The 23,139-nt window shown below is 69.6% G+C and carries 23 protein-coding genes; 12 read left to right on the forward strand and 11 right to left on the reverse strand.

Annotated elements, in window-relative coordinates:
* The first annotated feature begins 21 nt into the window (after nucleotides 1-21).
* Nucleotides 22-558 carry a TetR/AcrR family transcriptional regulator gene (locus ACZ5L9_RS06580; protein ID WP_464535292.1) on the forward strand — a complete coding sequence of 179 codons (537 nt, stop codon included), beginning with the start codon at nucleotides 22-24 and terminating at the stop codon, nucleotides 556-558.
* Nucleotides 559-609: 51 nt separating this feature from the next.
* A complete protein-coding gene (locus tag ACZ5L9_RS06585; RefSeq protein ID WP_464535294.1) occupies nucleotides 610-1,140 on the forward strand; it encodes a GNAT family N-acetyltransferase in 531 nt (176 codons plus the stop codon).
* 78 nt (nucleotides 1,141-1,218) lie between these two features.
* Here ACZ5L9_RS06585 and ACZ5L9_RS06590 read toward each other — a convergent pair whose 3' ends face one another.
* From ACZ5L9_RS06590 to ACZ5L9_RS06600, 3 genes are all read right to left on the reverse strand, one after another.
* Nucleotides 1,219-1,476 carry a lipopolysaccharide assembly protein LapA domain-containing protein gene (locus ACZ5L9_RS06590; protein WP_464535297.1) on the reverse strand — a complete coding sequence of 86 codons (258 nt, stop codon included), beginning with the start codon at nucleotides 1,474-1,476 and terminating at the stop codon, nucleotides 1,219-1,221.
* Between the two features lie 204 nt (nucleotides 1,477-1,680).
* Nucleotides 1,681-3,120 carry a DHA2 family efflux MFS transporter permease subunit gene (locus tag ACZ5L9_RS06595; protein ID WP_464535299.1) on the reverse strand — a complete coding sequence of 480 codons (1,440 nt, stop codon included), beginning with the start codon at nucleotides 3,118-3,120 and terminating at the stop codon, nucleotides 1,681-1,683.
* Nucleotide 3,121: 1 nt separating this feature from the next.
* Nucleotides 3,122-3,700: an NADPH-dependent FMN reductase gene (locus ACZ5L9_RS06600; protein ID WP_464535301.1), complete on the reverse strand. Its 579-nt coding sequence runs from the start codon at nucleotides 3,698-3,700 to the stop codon at nucleotides 3,122-3,124.
* A gap of 63 nt (nucleotides 3,701-3,763) precedes the next feature.
* On the opposite strand from ACZ5L9_RS06600, the gene ACZ5L9_RS06605 reads away from it, so the two are divergent.
* From ACZ5L9_RS06605 to ACZ5L9_RS06620, 4 genes are all read left to right on the forward strand, one after another.
* Nucleotides 3,764-4,138, forward strand: a complete 375-nt coding sequence (locus ACZ5L9_RS06605; RefSeq protein WP_464535303.1) for a MerR family transcriptional regulator — start codon at nucleotides 3,764-3,766, stop codon at nucleotides 4,136-4,138.
* Nucleotides 4,139-4,924: 786 nt separating this feature from the next.
* Nucleotides 4,925-5,956: an AraC family transcriptional regulator gene (locus ACZ5L9_RS06610; RefSeq protein WP_464535305.1), complete on the forward strand. Its 1,032-nt coding sequence runs from the start codon at nucleotides 4,925-4,927 to the stop codon at nucleotides 5,954-5,956.
* A 5-nt stretch (nucleotides 5,957-5,961) separates the two neighbouring features.
* The gene (locus ACZ5L9_RS06615) at nucleotides 5,962-8,253 is read left to right on the forward strand and encodes an alpha-L-rhamnosidase C-terminal domain-containing protein (protein ID WP_464535307.1); all 2,292 of its coding nucleotides are present in this window, start codon (nucleotides 5,962-5,964) and stop codon (nucleotides 8,251-8,253) included.
* 106 nt (nucleotides 8,254-8,359) lie between these two features.
* Nucleotides 8,360-9,217: an Ig-like domain repeat protein gene (locus ACZ5L9_RS06620; RefSeq protein ID WP_464535309.1), complete on the forward strand. Its 858-nt coding sequence runs from the start codon at nucleotides 8,360-8,362 to the stop codon at nucleotides 9,215-9,217.
* A gap of 363 nt (nucleotides 9,218-9,580) precedes the next feature.
* Here ACZ5L9_RS06620 and ACZ5L9_RS06625 read toward each other — a convergent pair whose 3' ends face one another.
* Both ACZ5L9_RS06625 and ACZ5L9_RS06630 read right to left on the reverse strand, forming a co-directional pair.
* Complete coding sequence (locus ACZ5L9_RS06625) at nucleotides 9,581-10,576, reverse strand: hypothetical protein (RefSeq protein ID WP_464535313.1); 996 nt, start codon at nucleotides 10,574-10,576, stop codon at nucleotides 9,581-9,583.
* A gap of 27 nt (nucleotides 10,577-10,603) precedes the next feature.
* The gene (locus tag ACZ5L9_RS06630; RefSeq protein ID WP_464535316.1) at nucleotides 10,604-11,083 is read right to left on the reverse strand and encodes a hypothetical protein; all 480 of its coding nucleotides are present in this window, start codon (nucleotides 11,081-11,083) and stop codon (nucleotides 10,604-10,606) included.
* Nucleotides 11,084-11,524: 441 nt separating this feature from the next.
* Between ACZ5L9_RS06630 and ACZ5L9_RS06635 the strand changes: the two genes are divergently transcribed.
* The gene (locus ACZ5L9_RS06635; protein ID WP_464535319.1) at nucleotides 11,525-12,439 is read left to right on the forward strand and encodes a TIGR01777 family oxidoreductase; all 915 of its coding nucleotides are present in this window, start codon (nucleotides 11,525-11,527) and stop codon (nucleotides 12,437-12,439) included.
* Nucleotides 12,440-13,005: 566 nt separating this feature from the next.
* Here ACZ5L9_RS06635 and dnaB read toward each other — a convergent pair.
* On the reverse strand, nucleotides 13,006-14,424 hold the full coding sequence (gene dnaB, locus ACZ5L9_RS06640) for a replicative DNA helicase (RefSeq protein WP_464535323.1): 1,419 nt from the start codon (nucleotides 14,422-14,424) through the stop codon (nucleotides 13,006-13,008).
* A 447-nt stretch (nucleotides 14,425-14,871) separates the two neighbouring features.
* Between dnaB and ACZ5L9_RS06645 the strand changes: the two genes are divergently transcribed.
* Complete coding sequence (locus tag ACZ5L9_RS06645; RefSeq protein ID WP_464535325.1) at nucleotides 14,872-16,215, forward strand: MATE family efflux transporter; 1,344 nt, start codon at nucleotides 14,872-14,874, stop codon at nucleotides 16,213-16,215.
* 40 nt (nucleotides 16,216-16,255) lie between these two features.
* The gene (locus ACZ5L9_RS06650; protein WP_464535328.1) at nucleotides 16,256-16,843 is read left to right on the forward strand and encodes a DinB family protein; all 588 of its coding nucleotides are present in this window, start codon (nucleotides 16,256-16,258) and stop codon (nucleotides 16,841-16,843) included.
* Between the two features lie 84 nt (nucleotides 16,844-16,927).
* Here ACZ5L9_RS06650 and rplI read toward each other — a convergent pair whose 3' ends face one another.
* The 5 genes from rplI to ACZ5L9_RS06675 all read right to left on the reverse strand — a co-directional run bounded on the left by rplI (nucleotide 16,928) and on the right by ACZ5L9_RS06675 (nucleotide 20,173).
* Nucleotides 16,928-17,377, reverse strand: coding sequence for a 50S ribosomal protein L9 (gene rplI, locus ACZ5L9_RS06655; protein WP_464535331.1), 450 nt, complete (start codon nucleotides 17,375-17,377; stop codon nucleotides 16,928-16,930).
* Between the two features lie 14 nt (nucleotides 17,378-17,391).
* A complete protein-coding gene (gene rpsR / locus ACZ5L9_RS06660; protein WP_008355445.1) occupies nucleotides 17,392-17,628 on the reverse strand; it encodes a 30S ribosomal protein S18 in 237 nt (78 codons plus the stop codon).
* Nucleotides 17,629-17,804: 176 nt separating this feature from the next.
* A complete protein-coding gene (locus ACZ5L9_RS06665) occupies nucleotides 17,805-18,446 on the reverse strand; it encodes a single-stranded DNA-binding protein (RefSeq protein ID WP_464535333.1) in 642 nt (213 codons plus the stop codon).
* Nucleotides 18,447-18,525: 79 nt separating this feature from the next.
* Entirely contained in the window at nucleotides 18,526-18,813 is a 288-nt protein-coding gene (gene rpsF / locus ACZ5L9_RS06670) for a 30S ribosomal protein S6 (RefSeq protein ID WP_225286739.1), read from the reverse strand.
* 121 nt (nucleotides 18,814-18,934) lie between these two features.
* Entirely contained in the window at nucleotides 18,935-20,173 is a 1,239-nt protein-coding gene (locus ACZ5L9_RS06675; protein WP_464535335.1) for a D-arabinono-1,4-lactone oxidase, read from the reverse strand.
* Nucleotides 20,174-20,201: 28 nt separating this feature from the next.
* Between ACZ5L9_RS06675 and ACZ5L9_RS06680 the strand changes: the two genes are divergently transcribed.
* The 3 genes from ACZ5L9_RS06680 to ACZ5L9_RS06690 all read left to right on the forward strand — a co-directional run bounded on the left by ACZ5L9_RS06680 (nucleotide 20,202) and on the right by ACZ5L9_RS06690 (nucleotide 23,131).
* On the forward strand, nucleotides 20,202-21,158 hold the full coding sequence (locus ACZ5L9_RS06680) for a serine/threonine-protein kinase (protein WP_464535338.1): 957 nt from the start codon (nucleotides 20,202-20,204) through the stop codon (nucleotides 21,156-21,158).
* Nucleotides 21,159-21,266: 108 nt separating this feature from the next.
* The gene (locus ACZ5L9_RS06685) at nucleotides 21,267-22,055 is read left to right on the forward strand and encodes a deoxyribonuclease IV (protein WP_464535342.1); all 789 of its coding nucleotides are present in this window, start codon (nucleotides 21,267-21,269) and stop codon (nucleotides 22,053-22,055) included.
* A gap of 155 nt (nucleotides 22,056-22,210) precedes the next feature.
* The gene (locus tag ACZ5L9_RS06690) at nucleotides 22,211-23,131 is read left to right on the forward strand and encodes a DUF559 domain-containing protein (protein ID WP_464535347.1); all 921 of its coding nucleotides are present in this window, start codon (nucleotides 22,211-22,213) and stop codon (nucleotides 23,129-23,131) included.
* Nucleotides 23,132-23,139: the final 8 nt, after the last annotated feature.

Raw genomic sequence — 23,139 nt, forward strand, 5'->3', positions numbered from 1 at the left:
TGGATGACAGGACATGTGGTGGTGCGCTCAGACGCTCGGGAGAACCGAGCACGGATCCTGAAGACTGCCGAGCTGGCCTTCGCCGAGAACGGCGAGGTGTCGATGAACCAGATCGCCCAGCGATCAGGCGTCGGGGCCGGCACGCTGTACCGCAACTTCCCCACCCGCGAGTCGCTCGTGCTGGCGGTCTACCGCGACGAGATCGACCGGTTGGTCGACTCGGTCTCCGGGCTCCTCGCCGAGCTCGCGCCCCTCGACGCGCTGCGGCGCTGGACCACCGACCTGGTAGCCGCCATGGGGCGCAAGCACGAGCTCGGAGATGCCCTCAGCACCGCTGCCCACCAGGAGGTCGCCGCCCAGACGTACGGCCCGGTGATCGGAGCCATCACCGCGCTTCTCGACGCCGGCAAGGACGACGGCAGCATCCGCCCCGACGCGGACCCCCGGGACTTCCTCCAGTTCACCGGAGCGCTGTGGCGCTCGGCGGCCGGACCCGAGGACAGGTCTCAGCCCATGCTCGACCTCATCCTCGACGCGCTCCGCCCCGGCCGAGCCTGATCATCGCGGCAACGATGGGCGGTGCACGAAGCCGCGACTTAGGGTTCGAACGTGCTGACCTTCCCCATCACCACCGAGCGACTGGAGCTGTCCCCGCTCGAGCACGCGGACCGCGATGCTTTCGCGGCGTATCGAGGCATCCCCGAGGTGGCGCGGTGGCAGGGCTGGGACCCGGACTACTCCACCATCGACGCCGACCGTCTCATCGCGGCGCAGCCGACCTCGATCGAGTCGCGGTCGGGGCGGTGGCTGCAGATCGCCGTGCGCCGCGACGGGACGCTCGTCGGCGACGTCGCCATCCACGCGCTCGCCGCGCAACCCGACAGCTATGAGCTCGGCGTCACGATGGCGCCGGCCACCCAGGGCACGGGGTACGCCACCGAGGCGTTGGGTGCGGTGGTCGACGGGCTCTTCAGCGCACAGGCCGCCCACCGGGTGCTCGCCGTGACCGACGCTCGCAACGAGCCGGCCGCCCGGCTCTTCCGCCGGCTCGGCTTCCGGCACGAGGGGCGCAACGTCGAGGCCGATTGGTTCAAGGGCGAGTGGACGAGCATCGACACCTGGGCGATCGTGCGCCCGTAGGCGATCGCGGCCCGGGCCGCGGCGCCGATCCTGGCTGCTTCCTGTCCGGCGGCGACGCCGACGGCTGGGAGCGAGGAGCTAGGAGGCGGATGTGCGCCGGTCTCGATGCTCGCGGCGTACGCGACGGCGTAGCTGCCAGATCCGCAGCGACCCGGCGAGCACGGCGAGGAACAGTCCGGCCGCGGCAGCGATGAGGAGCGCGACAGCGAGCGGCGTGGTGCCGTTCCAGCCGAGGAAGGAGACGGTCACGCGCCGCGTGTTCTGGGCGATGAACACGATCAGCAGGACGAGCAGCACGCCGAAGGCGATCACCGAGACCCAGGCGCGCGCCGTCATCGAGGAGCGCAACGGATCAGGGCGGGACTCTCGCGGCGTCGGGTCCGGACGAGCCTGGTCCTCCGGATCCGGAGGCGGTGGCGGATGTTGCGTCATGTTCCTCGATACCCGCTCCGCGGGACGTCAATCGTGGCGAGGGTCGACTCCCTCGTACGAACCCCCGTCGTATGGGCGCAGCGCCCTACGGCCGCTCGGGTGGGCCTGCTACGCGGGCGGAGCGCGACGCGTCGTGCGGAGGAAGAGGGCGGCGGCGACGGTGGCGAGTGCTGCGAAGACGATGGGGATGGCGTAGGCGAGGCCGATCGTCGATGCGAGCTCGGAGCCTTGGCTGATGCGGCTCTCCGGGCTGAGGCGCAACACGTCGTCGAGGCCTCCGGACCCAGGGATCCGGTGGGCCAGGAGGAGCGCGATCGTGGCGGTGACGACAGCGGTGCCGAGCGCGCTCGATGCCTGGGCGACCAGGTTCAGGATCGAGCTTGCGGAGGCGGTGTCGGCTCCCTCGAGATCTCTGAGAGCGGTCGTGATGGTGGGCTGCAGGGTGGCTCCTGCGCCGAGGCCGAGTACGACGCCCGCAACGGCGAGGAGCCCGTAGGGCGCGTCGTGGGAGGTCGTGACCAGAAGCAGGCCGAGGCCCAGGGTGCCGAGTGAGGTCCCGCACAGGACGATCCGGTGAGGAGGCATGCGGTCGGTGAGCCGTGTCGCCACCTGGAGCGTGAGACCGACGGCCGCCGCGGTGGGTATCGCCAGTGTTCCGGCCAGGAGCGCGGAGTCCCCGCGGACACCTTGGACGAAGACCGGGAGAATGGACATCGATCCGAAGTACGCGGCGGCGAACGGGGCCACGACCAGGATCCCGCCGAGCATCCTCGGGCGCCGCAACAGCGCCACATCCACGATCGGATCTCGTACTCGGCGCGCGTGCACGCTGAAGAGAGTGAGCAGGAGGCCACCCCCGGCGACGGCACCCAGGGCAGCCTGCGAGAGGCCGCCGGCGTTCCCGACCAGGGTGCATCCGAGGACGACCAAAGCGGCGCCCGACGGAAGGAGGACCGCGCCCGCCCAGTCCAACCGTGTGCGAGCGCCGGTCGCGGGAGGTGGCAGCACGGCCATGGCGAGGACGATGGCGACGAGCCCGACGGGCACGTTGATCCAGAAGATCCAGCGCCACGACGCGAGGGCCAGGACGGCGCCGGACAAGGGCGGCCCCAGGACGGCGCCGAAGAGCACGGGTATTCCCAGGACGCTCATCATGGCGCCCCGCGCCTCGGTGGGGACCACGCGCAGGCCGATGGCGGTTCCGATCGGGTTGAGCAGGCCGCCCCCGAGGCCCTGGGCGATGCGAGCCACCAGGAGCATCGAGGAGCTCGGGGCTGCCCCCGCCACGAGCGAGGCGAAGGTGAAGGTCGCGAGGGCCGCGAGGTAGACCCGGCGGTCACCGAAGCGCGCGCTCGTCCAGGCTGCGAACGGGATGACCGTGACCACCGCGAGCAGGTAACCGGCCGTGGCCCATCCGAGGGTCGGGAGCGAGGCGTGGAGCGCGGTGGTCATCTGCGGCAGGGCGACCGGGATGACCGTGGTGTCCACCACCGTCATCAGGCCGCCCACAGCCAGGACGAGCCCGACCCGTCGGGCGCGTGCGTCCATGTCAGCCGGCAAAGGGACGCTCGAGTCGAGCGCTACGCAGGGTGTCGGCCCACCAGGCCAGCTCGCGCAGCCCAGCGTCCAGCGCGCGGTCGAGGTCCGGCCCGGGCGCGAAGCCCTCCGGAGTCGCCGATTCCCACGGTGCTCGGATGCCGAGCGATCGGCGTGTGGCGATCACCGACAGCTCGGCGAGCACGGTGCGCAACTGCGCCTCCGCCCGCCAGCCGCCGTGCACCCCGTAGGACACGATCAAGGCGGCCTTGAACTGCCAGGACGCGTAGTGCCAGTCGACGGCCCGCTTGAGCGGAGCGGGGAAGCTCGCGTTGTACTCCGGGGTCACTGCGATGAACGCGTCGGCGGCCGCCAGTCGGTCGGTGAGCGCCGTGGACGGTCCCCCGCCGGGCTCGAGGAGCGAGTCGTCGGGCAGCTCGATCTCCGACAGGTCGATCAGATCCACCTGATGCTTCACCGCGGCACGGGCCGCGACCCAGTCTGCGATCTGGTGACCCAACCGCTGTTTGCGGACGCTGCCGATCAGGACGGCGTACGTCAGGGGCCGAGAGGTGTCGTCGCTTGTCGTCATACCTGCGACGGTGAAGGTTCAACATATGTTGAAGTCAAGGGGTCGTCGTGCCAGGCTCGAGCTATGAGCATGGCGCTGGACACCGACGCCGACTGCTGGCGGACCGTACGTGACGTGGCCGACGAGAGCGGCGTCGCTCCGTCAGCGGTGCGCTTCTACGAGCGCCACGGCGTCATCGTCGGGATCCGGACCGCTGGGAACCAGCGCCGCTTCGACGACGCCGCCGCCTGCCGGATCAAGGTGGCGAAACTGGCACAGCGGGTCGGCTTCACCGTCCGCGAGATCGCGGACCTCTTCACCGACCTGCCCAGCGACCCCCAACCCGAGGATTGGCATCGCGTCGCCGAACAGCTCGTCACCGAGGCCGAACGGCGACTCACCGCCTTGAAGGGCAGCATCGAGGCGATGAAGACCGGCGACAAGCTCTGCGCTCTGTGACCGGTCTCTGAAGTGGCGATCGCCCCGGCGCGAGTCAGACCAGTAAGGCTCAGGCGTTGCGCACGACGCCGGCCGACGCGAACCGCTCCGACCGCCGCCCTGGCGACGGGAGGACAGCTTCACCGCCACAGCGTCGGGGTCGATCCTCTCCGCTCCCACGACTCGTCAGGCGCGCCGACAGCTGGGGCCGCGACAAGATCATCCTCTGCGCTCGTCGCCACGTCTGCCAGCTGAGCGTGCTCCGCTTCCTGATGGGCCTCGCCTTGGGTGGACTCCTGCCGAGCGTCACGCGGCGATCCGCCGCGTCGCACCGCAGCAGATCGTCGGCCGGAACCTGGGCCTACGGCGTCTCTAGCCGGTACGCCGAGCAGGTACTCGGGCCCATCGGCGTCGGCATCGTCCACCCACGCGCCCTGGCAGCGGTCTTCGTGATGACCGCCTGCGTCCCGGCGGCCGTCGCCGCTCTGCTCACGACGTCGACGCTGACACGAGGGCATGCAGCCGGCTGAGTGACGTCGGAGGGCAGCGAGGGGAACATCCTCGCGCTCGAAGCTGTCGTGTCGAGAGCATCGAAGACGTCAGACCTCGCGAAGCTGCTCTTGCTCGCAGACCCGATGCGCCAGAATCCAGATCATCGAGGCGACCCTCGCTCGGCGTCAGAGAACCGATCTCCAACGCGCCTCAGGGCAGGTCCGGGAAACCGGCTACAGATCAGTAGCGGGTCTCTTGCTCGAGGGCGACGGACGCCGACCGATGCCGCGACTTCGAGCGTGGCACGATCATCCGGTGCCTTTGACACGTGCCGCGTCGATCAGCGGTTTCGCGGACCTGGTGTCGTCGCTCGGGGGCGACCCCGTCGGACTTCTCGGCGCGTCCTCGGTTCCGCTGACAGCGCTGGAGGCCCCCGACTCACTCGTGCCGTTGGAGGCGTGCGCGGATCTGCTCGAGCGGAGTGCTGCGGAGCTTCACTGTCCCGATCTCGGCCTGCGGCTGGCACAGTCTCAAGGGCTTCACGGCTTGGGCTCGATGGCGTTGGCTATCCGCCACTCAGAGACGATGGGCAAGGCGTTCACCGTTGCGCGACGGTTCCTTGCCCTGCACAACCAGGGCAGCACCCTGTCCATGGAGCCCGACCCGTACGCTCGCCGCGGTGTCGTGGCCCTGCGCCACGTGTGGCACCTCGACGCGGTCGCCTACCCTCAGGCCGCGGACAAGGCGCTGGCGAACCTGCACACCGTCGTGGCCGCCCTGGCTGATGGAGACTATGGGCTTCGCTCGATCGAGATCTCGTACCGGTCCCCGGCACCGGAGGCCAGCTATCGGCGAGTGTTCGGCAGCGTCGACGTACGCACCGGTCGTCCGGTCACTGCACTGCGGGTACCGACCGAGCTGCTCCGGCGTCCGATCACGGGTGCTGAGCCCACGCTGCGCGCCGCCGCGTTGGCCTACCTGGACAGCACCCCTGAACCGCAGCGGCTCGTCGTGAGTGACCGCACTCGTTCCGCGATCGAAGCGTTGATGGGGACCGGCACGCTGAGCGTCGGCACCGTTGTCGCGGCACTCGAGACGCCGCGCCGCACCCTGCAGCGACGACTGGCCGAGGAGGGGACGACGATCGCCGAGATCATCGACCAAGCGCGACAGGATCGAGCTCGAACTCTTCTCGCCGACCTCAGCCTGAGCCTCGCCGATGTCGCGGCGATGCTGGACTTCGACAACCAGGCGACCCTGAGCCGCGCCGGTCAACGGTGGTGGGCCATGACCCCGACGGCGTGGCGCAATCAGTCAAAACGAGACGGCCGTCACACAGCACCATAGGCGGCATGCTCCGCCCCCACTCGACCTCTGACTCACGTACCTGGCTGACAGCTCGGCGCCGCACCGACCGCAACGCCAGCAGGATCCGCAACATCACCCGCACGCTGGCCACGGCTGCCGTCGTGACCAGCGTGGTCAGCCTGGCTGTCGTGTCGCTCAGCGGCCCTGTCGCCGCATCTGCGCCCGCCCCGCACAGCAGCACCGCCACCGACACGAGCAAGCGTCTGTGGCCCGCCGACTCGAGCTGGCAGCGTTACGTCCTCGCACCGAAGTCGAACATCTCCCGTCCCGTCCGGGTCATGAAGGCCACCGGCGCCGTCGACAACCCCGACGGACTCCTCGAGCCCGGTGGGCGTCCGACCACCCTCACCTACAAGCGCGGCACCGCCGCCCCCACCATCGTGGTCGACTACGGCCGCGAGACCGGCGGCCTGCCATTCTTCGACCTCATCTCTTCCTCAGGCGCGCCGACGCTGCGCTCGGCCTACGCCGAGGCCCTGCGCCTCCTGACCAAGAACGGCGATGGGAATGTCTCCTCCGCCGGCCTGTTCCAAGGCGGCAACGGCAACCGATACGACACCTTCGGCACCTCCGCCTCCGGTGTGGTGCGGAGCCAGTACATCGCCGGCGGAGAGCGCTACGAGCTGATCACCCTCGACACCCCGGGCACTGTGAAGATCGCCTCCGCCGGCATCAAGACCACGTTCGAGCGCGGCACGGCCAAGACCCTGCGAGGTCACTTCGTCTCCAGCGACCCGCTGTTGAACCGGATCTGGTATCAGAGCGTCTACACCCTCAATCTCGACCAGGTCCCGCCCGGCGTCACCGGCGGCTTTCCCGGTGAGTCGAACCCCGACCATCTGATTCTCGACGGAGCCAAGCGTGACCGAGCGGTGTGGTCGGGCGACCTGGGCATCGCCGGCCTGGCCAACCTCTACTCCGGCAACCCGGCCTACCTCAAGGATTCGCTGGCGCTGATCGCCACCCACCCGGCAAGCAGCGCCAGCCAGCTGATGCCAGCAGTGGGCACCATGACGCAGCCCGGCCCCTTCCCCGGGGTGTGCTCCCCGAGCAAGACACCCGACCTGTGCCTGAGCTGGTCCGCGTCCTACTCCCTGGTCCTGGTCTCGAACGTCTACCAGTACTACCTCTACACCGGCGACAAGACCTTCCTTGCCCGGACCTGGCCGGCGCTCGTCCGCGATCTCGCGTGGGCCGCCCAGCAGGTCGACGCCAAGGGCCTCTTCAACGTCTCACCCTCTGCACTGGGCGCCAACGACGCCACCGACTGGAACGTGGAGCAGATCGGTGGCGCGCTGACCTACGACAACGCGCTGTACTACATGGCACTGACCGACGCGGCGAAGATCCAGGCTGTCCTCGGCAGCAACGCACCGGCCAACGCCGGCTGTCCCAGCATCGCCGCCTTGGTCGCCTGCACCCAGGACTACACCGCCCAGGCCGCCAAGGTTCGCTCCGCGGTCAACGCCGCCCTGTGGAACCCCAAGACCGGCGTCTATGACGCCAGCACCACGCAGCGCAACAACTACGTCCAAGACGCCAACGTCTTCGCAGTCCTCAGCGGCATCGCCAGCCCGGCCCGAGCAGGCAAGGTGATGAAGCGTCTCGACGCCAAGCTGGTCAGCCCCTACGGCGCCTATAACGTGGCCAGCCCCGTCCCCACCGGGTATGACCAGGTCACCAGCCCCTTCATGAGCGGCTTCAACCTCCTCGCCGACCTCCACGCCGGCCACACCAAGGCAGCCTTGAGCCTCATGCGCAAGGAATGGGGCTGGATGCTGAGCCAAGATCCCCACACCACCGCCTGGGAACGCATCGAGATGGGCGGCCAGCTCACGGCCACCGGTGAAGGTGGCACCTACTCCACCTCCGGCGCCCACGCCTGGAGCAGTGGACCCGCGCCCGCACTCTCCTCGGCCGTCCTCGGCGTCACCCCCCAGACGCCCGGATTCACCAGGTTCACCGTCCGGCCCCAGACCGGCGGCCTGCGCTGGGCTCAAGGACGCGTCCCCACACCCGCCGGGGCCATCAGCGTCAAGTGGGGCACCGCCGGACGCCCGGCCCATCCCACCGCCTTCACCATGCGCGCCGCCGTACCGGCGCACACGACGGCCACCATCGCCGTGCCCCTGTTCGGCACGACCCGTGTCATCCGCCGCAGCGGCACCGCGGTCTGGAACGGCCACCACGCCGTGCACGGTGCCCACGCCACCCGCCACGGCGGCTACGTCTACATCACCGGCGTCCACGGCACCCACCTGTGGTCGTGGAGCTGACCCCGTCCCGCGCCGCCCGAGCTCACCGGCATCACCGGCATCACCGGCACCATCGACTCACCAGACCCGACGACCGTCCAACCGAACCCAACACCAAAGGAATCTGATGCGACTCACCTCCACCGCTACCCGGGTAGTCGGCAGCGGCCTCGCGGCCCTCCTCACCGCCGGCGGCATCACCGCGCTGGTGACTCAGCCCGCGAACGCGGCCGCGGTCACCTCCACCTACACCTGCGCCATCCCGGGTCTCTTCAGCGACACCTTCACTCTGGGGGTCAAGGTCGCCCTCCTGCCCACGAGCGCCCCCGCCGGCTTCCCCGTCCCTGCGGGCCTGCTCACCTCCACCGAGACACTGACCGTGCCCACCGCCGAAGCCACCCTGCTCAGCAGCATGAGCGTCAACGGGGGCCACGCGAACGACTTCACCGTCGCCATGGGCCCGACCACGTTCACCGACCCGCTCACATTCACGCAGCCGACCCTCCAGGGCGACGGCTCCGCGGTGTTCAACGGCACTGGCAAGAACAGCGCCTTCGCCACCGGCCCCGCGGGAACCTACTCGGTCTCTCTGCCTGGCACCTTCCATCTGGTGCCCACCAGCGGCGGCAAAGACCTGCCCGCAGCGATCACCTGCACCACCAGCACCCCGGCCTCCCTGGGCACCATCACCACGACCAAGCAGGCCAGCACCACCACCGCGAAGGCGCCGAAGAAGATCAAGAAGACTAAGACCAAGGTGAAGGTCACGATCACCAACAGCTTCACTGCCGGCCCGCGACCAACGGGCACCGTCACCGCCAAGGACGGCAAGAAGACACTCGCGCACGCCACCGTCACCAACGGCACGGCCACCCTCGTCCTACCCAAGCTCAAGGCGGGACACCACAAGATCGTCGTGTCCTACAGCGGTAACGGCTACGCCACCGGCTCCAGCACCACCCTCACGCTCACCGTCAAGAAGTAGACCCCCTAGCGGACAGATCTCCGCCTGGGCCGTGGTCGGTCGGCCCAGGCGCGATGTCGTTCGCGACCTCACCGTCGACGGGTGTCGAGACGCGCCGAAGATTGACGGACCTACCGCTGGGAACGTTGACGAAAGGAGCGCAGCAGCCCGAGTTCGTCGATCTTCGGTGCTGAGCCAGTTCCTGCTGTCGCATCACCGCTCCGCTCGATGACGTGGCCGTTCCGGCCAGTATCCGCGACGCTCTCGTCGCCCTCCCATGCCTCGGCGGATGCCATCACGTCGTCGGCACCCGTGAACTCAACGATGTGGTGACCGCGCCAAGCCCGAACTTCAAGGGCCGATGGATGGAGAAGGACGAGCCGCTCAGAGACCCCTCACGTTGAAGAGCCGGAACTGCCAGTTCCAGTACAGCTCCAGGCCCGCGGCGAACTCGACCGGGACACCGCTGTGGGTGATCCGCAGTCGGGTCACCGGCCCGGCATCCGTCGCGGTCTCCTCGAGGATCTCGATGCTGACCACGGAGTCGGCGGCGAGCAGGGAATCCTCAGGTTGCGAAGGGCGGGAGACCCAGTTCCAGCTCTTGCGTGCCGCCTTCCTCCGATTCAGCTCGAGGATGACCTGCCGGATCGCGGACTTCCGTCCCCCGAGGCCATCCCCTGTCCCATCTGGATGTCCGCTCCAGGATGCCTGGTTCACGTTCCCTACGGTGTACTGCGCCGCACCCCGGGCCATGTATCCGCCGTCCCAGCCGCCCCCGCTCTGCACGAAGGTGCGGAGTGCGTGCGGGCCCTTCGCGTGGACCTCGCCGACGACGGTGATGCTGGTGAGCTCTCCGGTGAGTGCCTCGCGGCCGCGGTCGACCGTCTCGCCGATTGCCCGGGTTGTAGCCCAGACCTGCTGTGCCTCGTCGGTCTCCAGGAGGAGCTCGAGGGGATCGCGCTCGGGGACGTGGCTTCGGTGCACCACCGCCGGCGCGACCGGCGCCGGCCACGCCTCGAACAGCAGTTCGTCACCCTTGGGGACGGTCCGCCGGGAGATGCGCAACCGATGCGCGCCTTCGTCCGGGATGACGGTCAGCAGCGCCTCGAACTCCGTGAGTCCGGTCAGCATGACCGGGCCTTCGTCGACGGAGATCTCGACGACGTCGATCCACGTCTCGTCCGACAGCTCAGGCGCCGCGCTCGTCAGGCGCGAGTCGACCCGGCTGCGGGTTCGACCGGTCGTCATCACGGCCAGCGATGAGGTGTCGCTGTCACCGATCAGCAGCGACGTCTCCGGCAGATCGGCTGGCATCACCCCGTCGCCCATGCCGAGGAGGGTGAACCCGCCCTCTCCACCGTCGAGGATTCGATTCACCATCAACATATCCACATGCCGGCCAGCATACTAGCTGTTATTCCAGTGATGGAGCCATAATACGTTTGTGTACCCGCGTTGGGCGTATCCGCGGGATTCAAAAACAACAGCGTGCCCCGAAGCTCGGTTCACTCCGTCCAAACTCGCTCGGCCGCTGGCGAAACGTTCGGCGCGATCGACGCCAATCACGAAATATTGAGGCTCGAAGAAATACAAGTCAGGGTCGACGCGCGCGCTGCGCAACTCGTCCTCTTCCGGCATCGTCGTGCGGAGCGAGTCAGAGTCCTCCATGCCCATGGCCAGCGAGAATCTGCCGGGCCACCGGCCTCCGATGTGCTCACTAAGTGACAGGAACAGCTCCACGCACTCGGTAACCGGCCAGCCCTCCCGCCCATGTGGATCGGCAGAGGCAAACCAGTTGCTCACGAACAAGTCAGGGAGAAGATCATGGCGATCTTTCCCGCGGAGAATTTCGTCGATCCAGGCCTGGATCTGATTGGTCGCGGTCAATGGGTGTCTTCCATCCGTGCGAGTTGAGGTACTTCTGCTGGGCTCGGGACTGTCAGATCTCCGGTGTCATCGCTGGCCGTCTTTGCTTCCCGACGGGGGTTGATGCGCCCTCGAAGGTGAGGGCGAAGGTGTTGAGCGCCGCGTTCTATCGGATGACCCATCGTGCCCGACCGGCGCCGGGGGGGGGTCGAGCGTTCGGGTCACCGGCGAGCGGCACTCAACGCGGCCTGGTCGTTGGGAAGGTGCCCTCCTGCGCCGACCGCGAGAGTGTCGGGCGTCCACGGTCGGGCGCAGGCGCTCCACACCTGGGATGGCGTCCGCGAGTGCGCCGATTCATGCCGAATCATGACGACGGTGGCCGGCCCCGAGGGCAGGTCCGCCCACTGCCCTCTCAGCATTCGCGGCGGGTGCGGCACCGCCGCGTCCGGGTAGGTTCTGCCCATGAAGGTCGTGGTGGCAGGGGGTTCTGGAGCGCTCGGGCGTCGGTTGTGCACCGAGCTCGCCTCTGCCGGTTTCGAGGTGGTCGTCCTGACCCGTCGCCCACGATCCGGCCCGCACCGTCAGGTCGAGTGGGACGGACGCACGGTCGGACCGTGGTGCAAGGAACTCGAAGGCAGCGCGGTCATCAACCTGGCCGGCGAGCTGGTGGACCGCCGCCCGACAGCAGACAACGTCTCACTGCTCACGACCTCCCGGGTCGACCCCACACGGGCGCTCGTCGAGGCGAGCCGCACCCTCGATGCTCGCGTCCCGGTGTGGGTGCAGGCCAGCACGCTGGCGATCTACGGTGACGCGGGCGAGATGGTCCTCGATGAATCGGCGTCGCCCGCCGACGGCCCGCCCCAGATGGCGCGAGTGGCCCGGGCCTGGGAGTCCGCGGTCGAGGGCGCCAACGCCGAACGTCTGGTCGTCCTGCGCACAGGGATCGTGCTCGACAACGACACCCCGGCACTCGATCGCCTGTGGGGACTGGCGCGGTGGGGCCTCGGTGGCCGCGTCGGTCCGGGCACGCAGTGGATCAGCTGGGTGCACATAGACGACTGGCTGGCCATCGTCCGCACCGTCCTGGAGCCGGACTCGGAGCTCCACGGAGTCCTGCACGCGACCGGTCCCGAACCCGCCCGCAACGCCGACCTGATGGCGGCGCTGCGCCGCAGCATCGGCCGACCCGCCGCTCTACCGACGCCGGCGGCGCTGGTGCGCCTCGGGGCACTTGTACTGCGCACCGACCCGGCCCTCGCCCTCACCGGGCGCCGCGCCGTCCCCGCCCGACTCCTCCAGAGCGGGTTCCGTTTCGCCCATCCCGACATCAACGAGGCGCTGGCCGACCTCCGCTCTCGTCAGTACGACCGGTGAACGGCTCACGCCGACGTCGGCGCCATCGGCGGCATGTGGATCAATGGAGATCTCCGGGATTCCCACGGGTCAACGGAGCAGCAGCGTTGGTACGCGAGACGGACCGACCTGAGCGCCACGCGATGAGTTGTCTGATCACCAGCGCCACGATCTGCCAGACGATGTAGGGGATCCCCACCAACGCAGCCAGCAGCGGAGAAACTGCTATCGCATACACCCAGTCACCGAAGTCGAAGTCCCCCAGGCCGCCGTCGGCCAGCGCCCCAGGAACACCAGCATGCAGACCGCCATCCATGGGCCGAGCCAGGTGAGCAGCTCCTGCCGCCGGCTCAGCGTCTCACGCGCGTAGACGGCTGCGAACAAGATGCTGCACGCCACGACGTACGCCACCCGATGTAGTCCTGCCTCAAGACACCGAGGGCGCCGCTCCACAGGACTTTTGTCAGCAGGAGCCACACGACGCCTGCCGCCAGGTTGCTGACCAGAACAGACCCATCGAGCCGGCGAGTCGGACTTGTCGCGGGCAAGGTCAAGATTCGCTGCATCTCGATGGAACGACGAACGCGTCAGTGCGCCATGTCGACGAAACGTGAGTAATGCCCCTGGAAGGCGACGACCAGATCCCGGGTGGGGCCGTTGCGGTGCTTGGCGATGATGATGTCGGCCTCGCCGGGGCGGGTCGACTCCTTCTCGTAGACGTCCTCGCGGTGGAGCAGGACGACCATGTCGGCGTCCTGCTCGAGGGAGCCGGACTCACGCAGGTCGGAGACCATCGGGCGTTTGTCGGCGCGCTGCTCGGAGCCACGGTTGAGCTGCGACAGGGTGATGATCGGGACCTCGAGCTCCTTGGCGAGGAGCTTGATCTGACGGGAGAACTCCGAGACCTCGAGCTGGCGGGACTCGACCTTCTTGCCCGAGCTCATCAGCTGGAGGTAGTCGAGCACGATCAGCTTGAGGTCGTGGCGCTGCTTGAGCCGGCGGGCCTTCGACCGGATCTCCATCATCGTCATGTTGGGGCTGTCGTCGATGAACATCGGCGCCGCGGAGACGGCCGGCATGTGACGAGCCAGCTTGTTCCAGTCGTCGTCGGTCATGTTGCCGTTGCGGATGTGGTTGAGCGGGACCTTCGCCTCGGCCGAGAGCAGACGCATGGTGATCTCGGCGCGGCTCATCTCGAGGCTGAAGAAGACGCTGGTCATGTTGTTGTGGATCGAGGCGGCGCGACAGAAGTCGAGGGCCAGCGTCGACTTACCCATGGCGGGTCGCGCGGCGACGATGATCATCTGGCCGGCCTGGAAGCCGTTGGTCAGGTCGTCGAAGTCGGCGAACCCGGTCGGCACGCCGTAGAGACCGGCGTCGCGGTTGGAGATCGTCTCGATCTCGTCGAGCACCGAGTCCATGATGTCGGAGAGCGGCGCGTAGTCCTCGGTGGAGCGCTTCTCGGTGAGCTTGAAGACCTCGGCCTGGGCGGTGTCGACGATGTCGTTGACCTCGCCCTCGCCGGCGTAGCCCATCTGCACGATCTTGGTGCCGGCGTCGACCAGGCGGCGCAGCGTCGCCTTCTCCGAGACGATCTCGGCGTAGTAGCCGGCGTTGGAGGCGATCGGGACATTGGCGGCGAGGGTGTGGAGGTAGGGGGCCCCGCCGATCCGCTCGAGCTGGCCGCGGCGCTGCAGCTCGCCGGCGACGGTGATCATGTCGGCGGGCTCGCCGCGACCGTAGAGGTCGATGATGGCGTCGAAGATCGTCTCGTGGCTGGGCCGGTAGAAGTCGGTGCCGCGCACCGACTCCGAGACGTCCGCGATGGCGTCCTTGGAGATGAGCATCGCGCCGAGCACGGACTGCTCGGCGGCCATGTCCTGGGGCGGCGTGCGGTCGTTGGGCGAGCGTCGCTGCTCGCCGGGCTCGAACGCGGCCGGGCCGTCGCCCCACTCGTCGAACGGCGGCTCGGGAGCGTTCTGCGCCCGATCCTCAGCGATGCTCATCCGACCCTCCCCAACCTGCCGAAACCCTCGTGACGCGTGACGTTAACCGTGACCCCTGACAGTCCTGTTCGCCGGCGACTGCGCGCGACCTTACGTGTCCGGGACCGCTGCGCATAACCCGGTTATCCACAGGCCCTGGGGATAACCGACGGACATCGGTGGACAAGTCGGGGATACACGTGCACAGCCTGGGGAGACGCCTGTGCACGACACGCCGCTGCAACCCCCAAAGAGGCCATTGACCTGCGGAAATGCACCTGTGAACATGTGGATCCGAAAATTTGCGAGGTGTGACGCCGTTCACTCTCTGGTCGATCGCCGTTTCCGGGACCATCGCCCCAGGCGGCATAGCCCGGATGCATATGCACAGGTTTTCCACGGATCGTCAAACCGACGTCCACGTGCGTTGGCGCAGGCAACTGCGGGCCCAGCCACTACGGTGTCCGGGTGCGTGCGCGGGGCCATCAGGCGGACCGGGAGATCTGGCGCCTGGCGGTACCGGCCTTCCTCGCGCTGGTCGCCGAGCCGCTCTTCCTGATCGCCGACTCGGCGGTCGTCGGCCACCTCGGCACCGCGCAGCTCGCGGGCCTGGGCGTAGCCGGGGTCGTCCTCCAGACGATCACCGGTATCTGCGTGTTCCTGGCCTACGGCACCACCGCCGCCGTCGCCCGCCGGATCGGTGCGGGCGACCTCCGCGGCGCATTGGCTCAGGGCGTCGACGGGCTGTGGCTGGCGGTGATCATCGGCGCGCTCGCCACCGTGCCCTGCATCGCACTCGCTCATCCGCTGGTCCGCCTCGCCGGTGCCGACGACGACGTCGCCGCCCAGGGCGCCACCTACCTGCGGATCGCCGCGCTCGGCATCACGCCCCTGCTGCTGATGATGGCCGCCACCGGCGTCCTGCGCGGCCTCCAGGACACCCGTACGCCGATGGTCGTCGCGATCACCGGCAACGTTCTCAACATCGGCCTCAACGTCCTGCTGGTCTACGGCATCGGCCTCGGCCTGCGCGGCTCCGCCCTCGGGTCGGTGCTGGCCCAGCTCCTCGCCGCCGCGGCCCTCATCGCCGTCGTCACCCGCAAGGCCCAGCGCGAGCACGGGATCTCGCTGCGGCCCGACCTGGCCGGCATCAAGCAGGCCGCCCGCGCCGGCGTCGCCCTGGTCGTGCGCACCCTCACCCTGCGCTGCGCGCTGCTCATCACGACGTACGCGGTCAGCCGCACCGGTGCCGGGTCCGATCATGGCGGCCAGGCCACGGCGCTGGCGGCCCACCAGATCGCCTTCACGCTCTGGACCTTCCTCGCCTTCGTGCTGGACGCGATCGCGATCGCCGCCCAGGCCATCACCGGCCGGGCGCTCGGCGCGGGCGACCCGCGCGCGGTGCGCGAGGCCACCCGGCGGATGGTCCGCTGGGGTGTCGTCGTCGGCATCGCGGGGGGCGTGCTCCTGGCGGCGGCCAGCCCGGTCCTCGGCGCGCTGTTCACCGATGACCCCGACGTACGCCATCGCCTGGTCGCGGTGCTGCTGGTGGCCGCCCTCGCCGAGCCGATCTGCGGGGTGGTCTTCGTCCTCGACGGCGTCCTGATCGGTGCGGGGGACGGCCGCTACCTCGCGTACGGCGGACTGCTGACCCTGGCCGCCTACGTCCCGGTCCTCGCTGTGACCGTCACCCTCGGCGGCGGCCTGGTGTGGGTGTGGGCGGTGTTCTCGTTCGTCTTCATGGCCGCTCGCTTGGTCGTGGTCGCGACCCGCGCCCACGGCGACCGCTGGCTGGTCACCGGCGCCCCATGACGCGATGACGCCTCACCCGCCGATGAGGCATGGTGGAGCCATGGAACTCGACGGCGGCGACCTCAAGCGACACCTCTGGCGCGACCTCCAGGCCCAGCGCGACGCGCTGCTCTCCAAGGTCGACGGCCTCTCCGAGCGGGAGCTGCGCCGGCCGCGCACGACCAGCGGCACCAGCCTGCTGGGGATCATCAAGCACGCCGCCAACATCGAGTACGGCTACTTCGGCCCCACCTTCGGCCGGACGTTCGAGCACCGCGCGCTGATCGCCGAGGAGGCGTACGACGACGACCCGCAGGCGGATTGGTACGCCACCGCGGAGGAGACGGCGGCCGAGGTCGTCGATCTCTACCGCAGCGTGCAGCAGTTCGCCGACGAGACCATCGATGAGCGCCCGATCAACGCCGCCGGCACCGTGTCGTGGTGGCCGGAGAGCCGCCGGCAGGCGACCCTGGGCCGGCTGATGTCGTACGTGACCCTCGATCTGGCCCGGCACGCCGGCCAGGCCGACATCCTGCGCGAGGGCGTGGACGGCGCCGTCGGCTGGCGACGCCCCGGCGACAACGTCCCCGAGGGCTACGACTGGGTCGCCTACGTGGCCCGGCTCGACGCCATCGCAGAACGCTTCTGAGGATCGGCCGGAGACGACAGGCCGAAATGACGACTGCGGCCGATCCCCGGAGGGACCGGCCGCAGCCGTGCTGATCGAGAAGACTCAGGCGGGGACGACGTTGAGCGCCACCGCAGCGGTGAGCTCGTCGTGCACGCGCACGGTGACCGCATGGGCACCGAGGCTCTTGATCGGGTTCTTCACCGCGACGGAGCGCTTGTCGATCGACTCGCCGGTCGTCGCCTCGAGGGCGCCGGCGATGTCGGCGACGGTGACGGCGCCGAAGAGGCGGCCGTCCTTGCCCGCGCGAACCTTCAGGTTCACCGTCGAGGACTCGAGCTTGGTCTTGATCTCAGCGGCGTGGTCGAGGTCGCGAGCGGCACGCTTCGCGCGCGCAGCCTTGATGTTCTCGACCTCCTTCTCGCCACCGCGGGTCCAACGGATCGCGACGCCCTGCGGAAGCAGGAAGTTGCGCGCGTAGCCGTCCTTGACCTCGACGACATCGCCCGCCGAGCCGAGACCGGAGACTTCCTGGGTCAGGATGATCTTCGCCATGGTTCTGTCTCCTCTCAGCGACCGGTGGACGTGTAGGGCAGCAGGGCGACCTCGCGCGCGTTCTTGACGGCGATGGCCACGTCACGCTGGTGCTGGACGCAGTTGCCGGTCACTCGGCGAGCACGGATCTTGCCGCGGTCCGAGATGAACTTGCGGAGCAGGGTGGCGTCCTTGTAGTCGACGCCGGTCGCCTTCTCCTTGCAGAACTGGCAAACCTTCTTCTTCGGCTTGCGAATCACTGCCTTGGCCATTGTGGTGCTTCCTTTCTAGAAGCCCGGCTGACGCCGGAATGGTTGAGGGATTCGGTCTGTGGAACTGTGATCAGAACGGGGTCTCGATACGCACGTCACGGCTTCGCTTCGCTCAGCCGTGGCGCTACTCGACCTTCCCGCCTGGGCCTGCCCCGAGCAAGCTCGGAGCAGGGGCGTTAAAACGGGGGCTCGTCGGAGCCGACGCCCGGGGCGCCCCACGGGTCGTTGGCCGGAGCCCCACCCGTGTTGCCGCCCTGGCCGCCGCCGTAGCTGCCACCCTGGCCACCGCTGTAGCCGCCGCCCTGCTGGGCGGGAGCCTGCGGAGCCGGGGTCGCCCACGGGTCGTTGGCGGGAGCGGACTGCTGCTGCGGGGCGTTGCCGCCACCGAAGCCGCCGCCCTGGCCGCCGGCAGCGTTGCCGCCGCCGAAGCCTCCACCACCCTGGCCGCCCTGGCGGCTGACCCGGTTGACCTTCGCGGTCGCCCAGGTCAGCGACGGGCCGATCTCGTCGACCTCGAGCTCGTTGACGGTGCGCTTCTCACCCTCACGCGTCTCGTAGGAGCGCGCCTTGAGACGGCCCTGGACGATGACACGGGTGCCCCGCGTCAGCGACTCAGCGACGTTCTCCGCAGCCTGGCGCCAGATCGAGCAGCGCAGGAACAGCGTCTCGCCGTCCTCCCACTGCTGGGTCTGGCGGTTGAGCGTGCGCGGCGTCGAGGCCACCGTGAAGTTGGCGACCGCGGCGCCCGACGGCGTGAAGCGCAGCTCCGGGTCGTCGGTCAGGTTGCCGATCACGGTGATGATGGTCTCGCCAGCCATGGCGTCTCCCTAGGTCTCGTTCTGATCTACGTCCTTGTCCGGCCCATCAAACAGCACGGGACCGACAAGGACGAGGGGGTCACTTGCCGGGGCGAATGACCTTGGTGCGGAGGATCGACTCGTTCAGCGTGAGCTGGCGGTCGAGCTCCTTGACGGTGGCCGGCTCGGCGGTCAGGTTGACGATGGCGTAGATGCCCTCGGCGTTCTTCTTGACCTCGTAAGCCAGACGACGACGGCCCCACACGTCGACGGACTCGACGGTGCCACCGTCGTTCCGAACCACGTTGAGGAACTTGTCGAGCGACGGGGCGACGGTGCGCTCGTCGGTGGACGGGTCCAGGATGACCACGACCTCGTATGCACGCATAGCTTCTCCACCTCCTACGGACTCAGCGGCCATGGTCTCTCCATGGCAGGAGGGCTGTGCGGTGTCTCCGCCTACAGGACAGACGGAGACGCGTCAGGCTATCAAGCCCCGGCGACGCTGCCTAAATCCCCAGATGCCGCTCGGTCCAGGCGTTCCGGAAGCGGCCCTCGGGGTCCATCCGGTCGGCGAGCGCACGGAAGTCGTCCCACCGCGGATAGGCCGGTGCGAGGGCGGCGGCGCCCGCCTGGAACACCTTGCCCCAGTGTGGGCGGGCCTGCAGCGGGAGCAGTGCCTCCTCGAGCCGTGCCACCAGCGGGCCCACCCGGTCGGGATCACGCTGCCAGGTGAAGTGGATCGCCAGCACGTCGGTGCCGTACGCGCCCGACAGCCACAGGTCGTCGCCGCGCACCGTGCGCAGCTCGGTGACGAGCAGCGTGTCGCCGAAGTGCTCCCCGAGCGCCCGTACGGCCTCCAGCGCCTCGCCCGCCCGGGCCATCGGCACGAAGTACTCGGTCTGCAGCTCCTCCCCCGCGCTCGGCAGGAACCCCATCCGGAAGTGCGGCAGCCGCTCGTGCCACGGGCCGGCGACGCCGAGCTGGGCGGTGGTGTTCTCCACTCCCATCCCGGCGATCATGTGCCGCTGCTCGGGCGCGGGCCGCGCACCCGCCGCGGCCAGCGCCGCCGGTCCGTCCTCGTCGCTCGCGTCCCGGGACTTCACCCAGACCTGGCCCACCTCCTCGCCGGTCCAGTGGGTGAAGACGGAGACGGAGTAGGCGCAGCTGAGCACCGGGTCCAGGTCGGCGAGCAGCGCGTCCCAGCGCAGCCCCTCGTAGACCACCTGCGTCACGTCGAAGGCCGGCTCGACGGCGAGCTCGACGGCGGTGACGATGCCGAGCAGGCCGAGGCCGACCACGGCGCCGTCCAGGTCGGCGCCGGTCAGCCGGACCAGCTCGCCACGGCCGTCGACCAGCTCGAGGCCGCGTACGGAGGTCGCCAGCGAGCCGTTGCGGCGGCCCGACCCGTGGGTGCCGGTGGCCACCGCGCCGGCGACGGAGATGTGGGGCAGAGAGGCGAGGTTGGCGAGCGCCAGGCCGCGGGGCGCCAGCAGCGTCGCCAGGTCGCCGTAGCGCACCCCGGCGGAGACTCGGACATGGTCCTTGGCGGTCCCGACCTCGATGGGCAGGGCGTCGAGCGCCACCTGGACCCCGGTCGTGTCGGCGAGGTCGGTGAAGGAGTGCCTGCTGCCGAGCGCGCGGACCTTCGGGGTCCGGGCAACCAGATCGCGGATCTCGTCGACGCTCCTCGGCGTGACGACCTCGGTGGCCTGATAGATGTGGCTTCCCGCCCAGTTCGTCCGCACGCGGCAACGCTAGTCCTACTCTCAAGCCATGGAGAGCGGGCCCGGGAGCCGGCAGCATCCCATCGCCGGGCGGTACGTGCTCGTCGACCAGATCGGCGTGGGCGCGATGGGGTCGGTGTGGCGGGCCTACGACCAGCGCACGCAGGGCTGGCTCGCGGTCAAGGTGCTCACCGCCCGCAGCGGCTCGATGCTGCTCCGCTTCGTCCGGGAGCAGGGCCTGCGGATCCCGCACCGACACGTCGTCGCGCCCACCGGCTGGGCCGCCGAGGACGACCTGGTCGTGCTCACCATGGACCTGGTCCGCGGCGGGTCCGTCCAGGACCTGCTCGCCGAGCATGGCACCCTGCCCGAACCGCTCGTCGGGCTCCTGCTCGATCAGCTGCTCCAGGCATTGGCCGCCGTCCACGCCGCCGGGGTGGTGCACCGCGACGTCAAGCCGGCCAACCTGCTGCTCGAGGCGACCGGAGACGCCCGACCCCATCTGCGGCTGGCGGACTTCGGGGTCGCGGCGACGCGGGAGGAGCCGCGGCTCACCCGTACGCCCGGAGGGATCGGCACCGACGGCTACATGCCCCCCGAGCAGGAGGCCGGGGGCCCGCCGGATCCCCGCTCCGACCTCTACGCCGTCGGCAGGGTCGCGATCCAGCTCCTCACCGGCGACCCGGCCGCCCCGGTGCCCGCCGAGGCCACCCTCGCGCCGCTGCTCATCGCACTGACCCGGTCCGATCCCGAGCAGCGACCCGCCTCGGCCGCGGCCGCGCTGGTCGAGCTGCGCACCCTCGCGCTGCCGGCATGGGACGGCTCGATCCCGATCCCGGACCGGCTCCCCCAGCGGGCGCTGCCGTTGCAGGACGGGCTGGCGCTACCGCAGCCGCGTACCGCCTCCGTCGCCGGCGCCGGCCCGCGGCTCTGGGGCGCGGCGCTCTGCTTCAGCGCCGCCATCGCGCTCTCGGGCGTGGCGATCGCGCGCATCCTCACCCGCTGACCGGGCGGAGCGCAGCAACACCAGCCCGGCCACGGTGAGCAGGGCGGCCACCACGATCAGCGCCCCGGTCATCGCTGCACCGTCATACCGGCACTTTAGGCTGGTCGCATGCTCATCGGTGCCCATGTCGACCAGTCCGACCCGATCGCGGAGGCCAAGGCCCGCGGCGCCTCGCTGGTGCAGTTCTTCCTGGGCGACCCGCAGGGCTACAAGGGTCCCGAGTTCGCGTACGCGGGTGGTGCCGCCGGTCTCAAGGACGACGCGGAGGCCGCCGGGATCGACCTCTACGTGCACGCCCCGTACATCGTGAACGTCGCGACCACGAACAACAGGATCCGGATCCCCAGCCGCAAGCTGCTCCAGCAGCACGTCGACGCGGCCGCCGAGATCGGCGCCAAGGGCCTGATCGTGCACGGCGGGCACGTCAACAAGGACGACGATCCCGAGAAGGGGTTCGACAACTGGCGCAAGGCGATCGAGGCGACCGACCTCAAGCTGCCCCTGCTGATCGAGAACACCGCCGGTGGCGACAACGCGATGACCCGCTACCTCGACCGGATCGGCCGGGTCTGGGACGCGATCGCGGGCCAGGAGCAGGCGGACATGGTCGGGTTCTGCCTCGACACCTGCCACGCGCACGCGGGCGGCAACGCGCTCGACACTGTCGTCGCCGACGTGCGCCGGATCACCGGTCGGATCGACCTGGTGCACTGCAACGACAGCCGTGACGACTTCGACTCCGGCGCCGACCGCCACGCCAGCCTCGGCGCCGGCCGGATCGACCCCGACCTCCTCGCCGCCGTGATCCGCGAGGCCGACGCGCCGGTCGTCTGCGAGACCCCGGGCGGAGCCGAGGAGCACCGGGCCGACTTCGCCTGGCTCCGCGACCGACTCTGAGGGCAGCGTCATACGTCGGGCCCCGCAGGTGGGCACGGCTCGTATGACGTCCCGGGCGAGCCAGTTCCGACTCACAGGCGAGCCGTCACGCAGCGCTATCCACAGCCGCGCGAGGAGGTCTTCCGTCCTACGTCGCCCACGCCGACCCTCGAGGGATGCAGATCCCGGACGCTGTCCTCATCCACGCCGAGCGCCAGGCCTCGATCGTCAGCCGAAGGCAGTTGTACGCCGCCGGCATGACCCGCTGGGCCGTCCGCCACCACATCGCGATCGGGCGCTGGCAGCGGATCGGCGATCAGTCGGTCTGCCTGCACACCGGGCCACTCGCGACGGAGAGCCATCACTGGGCGGCCGTCTTCCAGGGTGGCCCGCGCGCCTGCCTCGACGGCGCCACGGCACTGATCGCGTCCGGGCTCGAGCGGTTCGACGACGACGCCGTACGGGTGTCGGTTCCCCGGGGCGCCCGGATCAGGAGGACGCGGGCGTACGACATCCGGCAGACCCGCCGATGGAAGAGCGAGGACATCGTCGACCTCGGGGTCCCGAGGACACAGCCCGCGGTGGCGGCGATCCGTGCCGCGCTTTGGGCGCGCACCGACCGCGCCGCGACCTACGTCCTGGCCCTGGTCGCGCAGCAGGGCATCGCCTCGCCGGAGCAGCTCGGCGAGAAGGCGCTTCAGATCCGCCGTGATCGGCGGCGCCGCCTCATCCACTCGGTCCTCAACGAGCTGCTCGACGGCGCACGGGCGCTCGGTGAGATCGACGTCGCACGCGAGTGCCGGCGCCGCGGTCTCCCCGAGCCCGCACGACAGGTCCTGCGCCGAGATGGTCAGCGCCGTTACTACCTCGACCTCTACTGGCCCGACTACCACCTGGTGGTGGAGGTCGACGGCATCCATCACGCGTGGGCGGAGAACGTCGTCGGCGATGCCCTCCGGCAGAACGCTCTCGCCCTCGACGGCGACACCGTCCTGCGCCTGCCGCTGCTCGGGCTCCGGCTGCGACCGGACGAGTTCTTCGACCAGATCGCGGCCGGCCTGGGACTCACGCCTGGCAAGACGTCATACGGAGCGTGACCACTCAC

It is taken from the genome of Nocardioides sp. JCM 18998 (genome assembly GCF_055391535.1).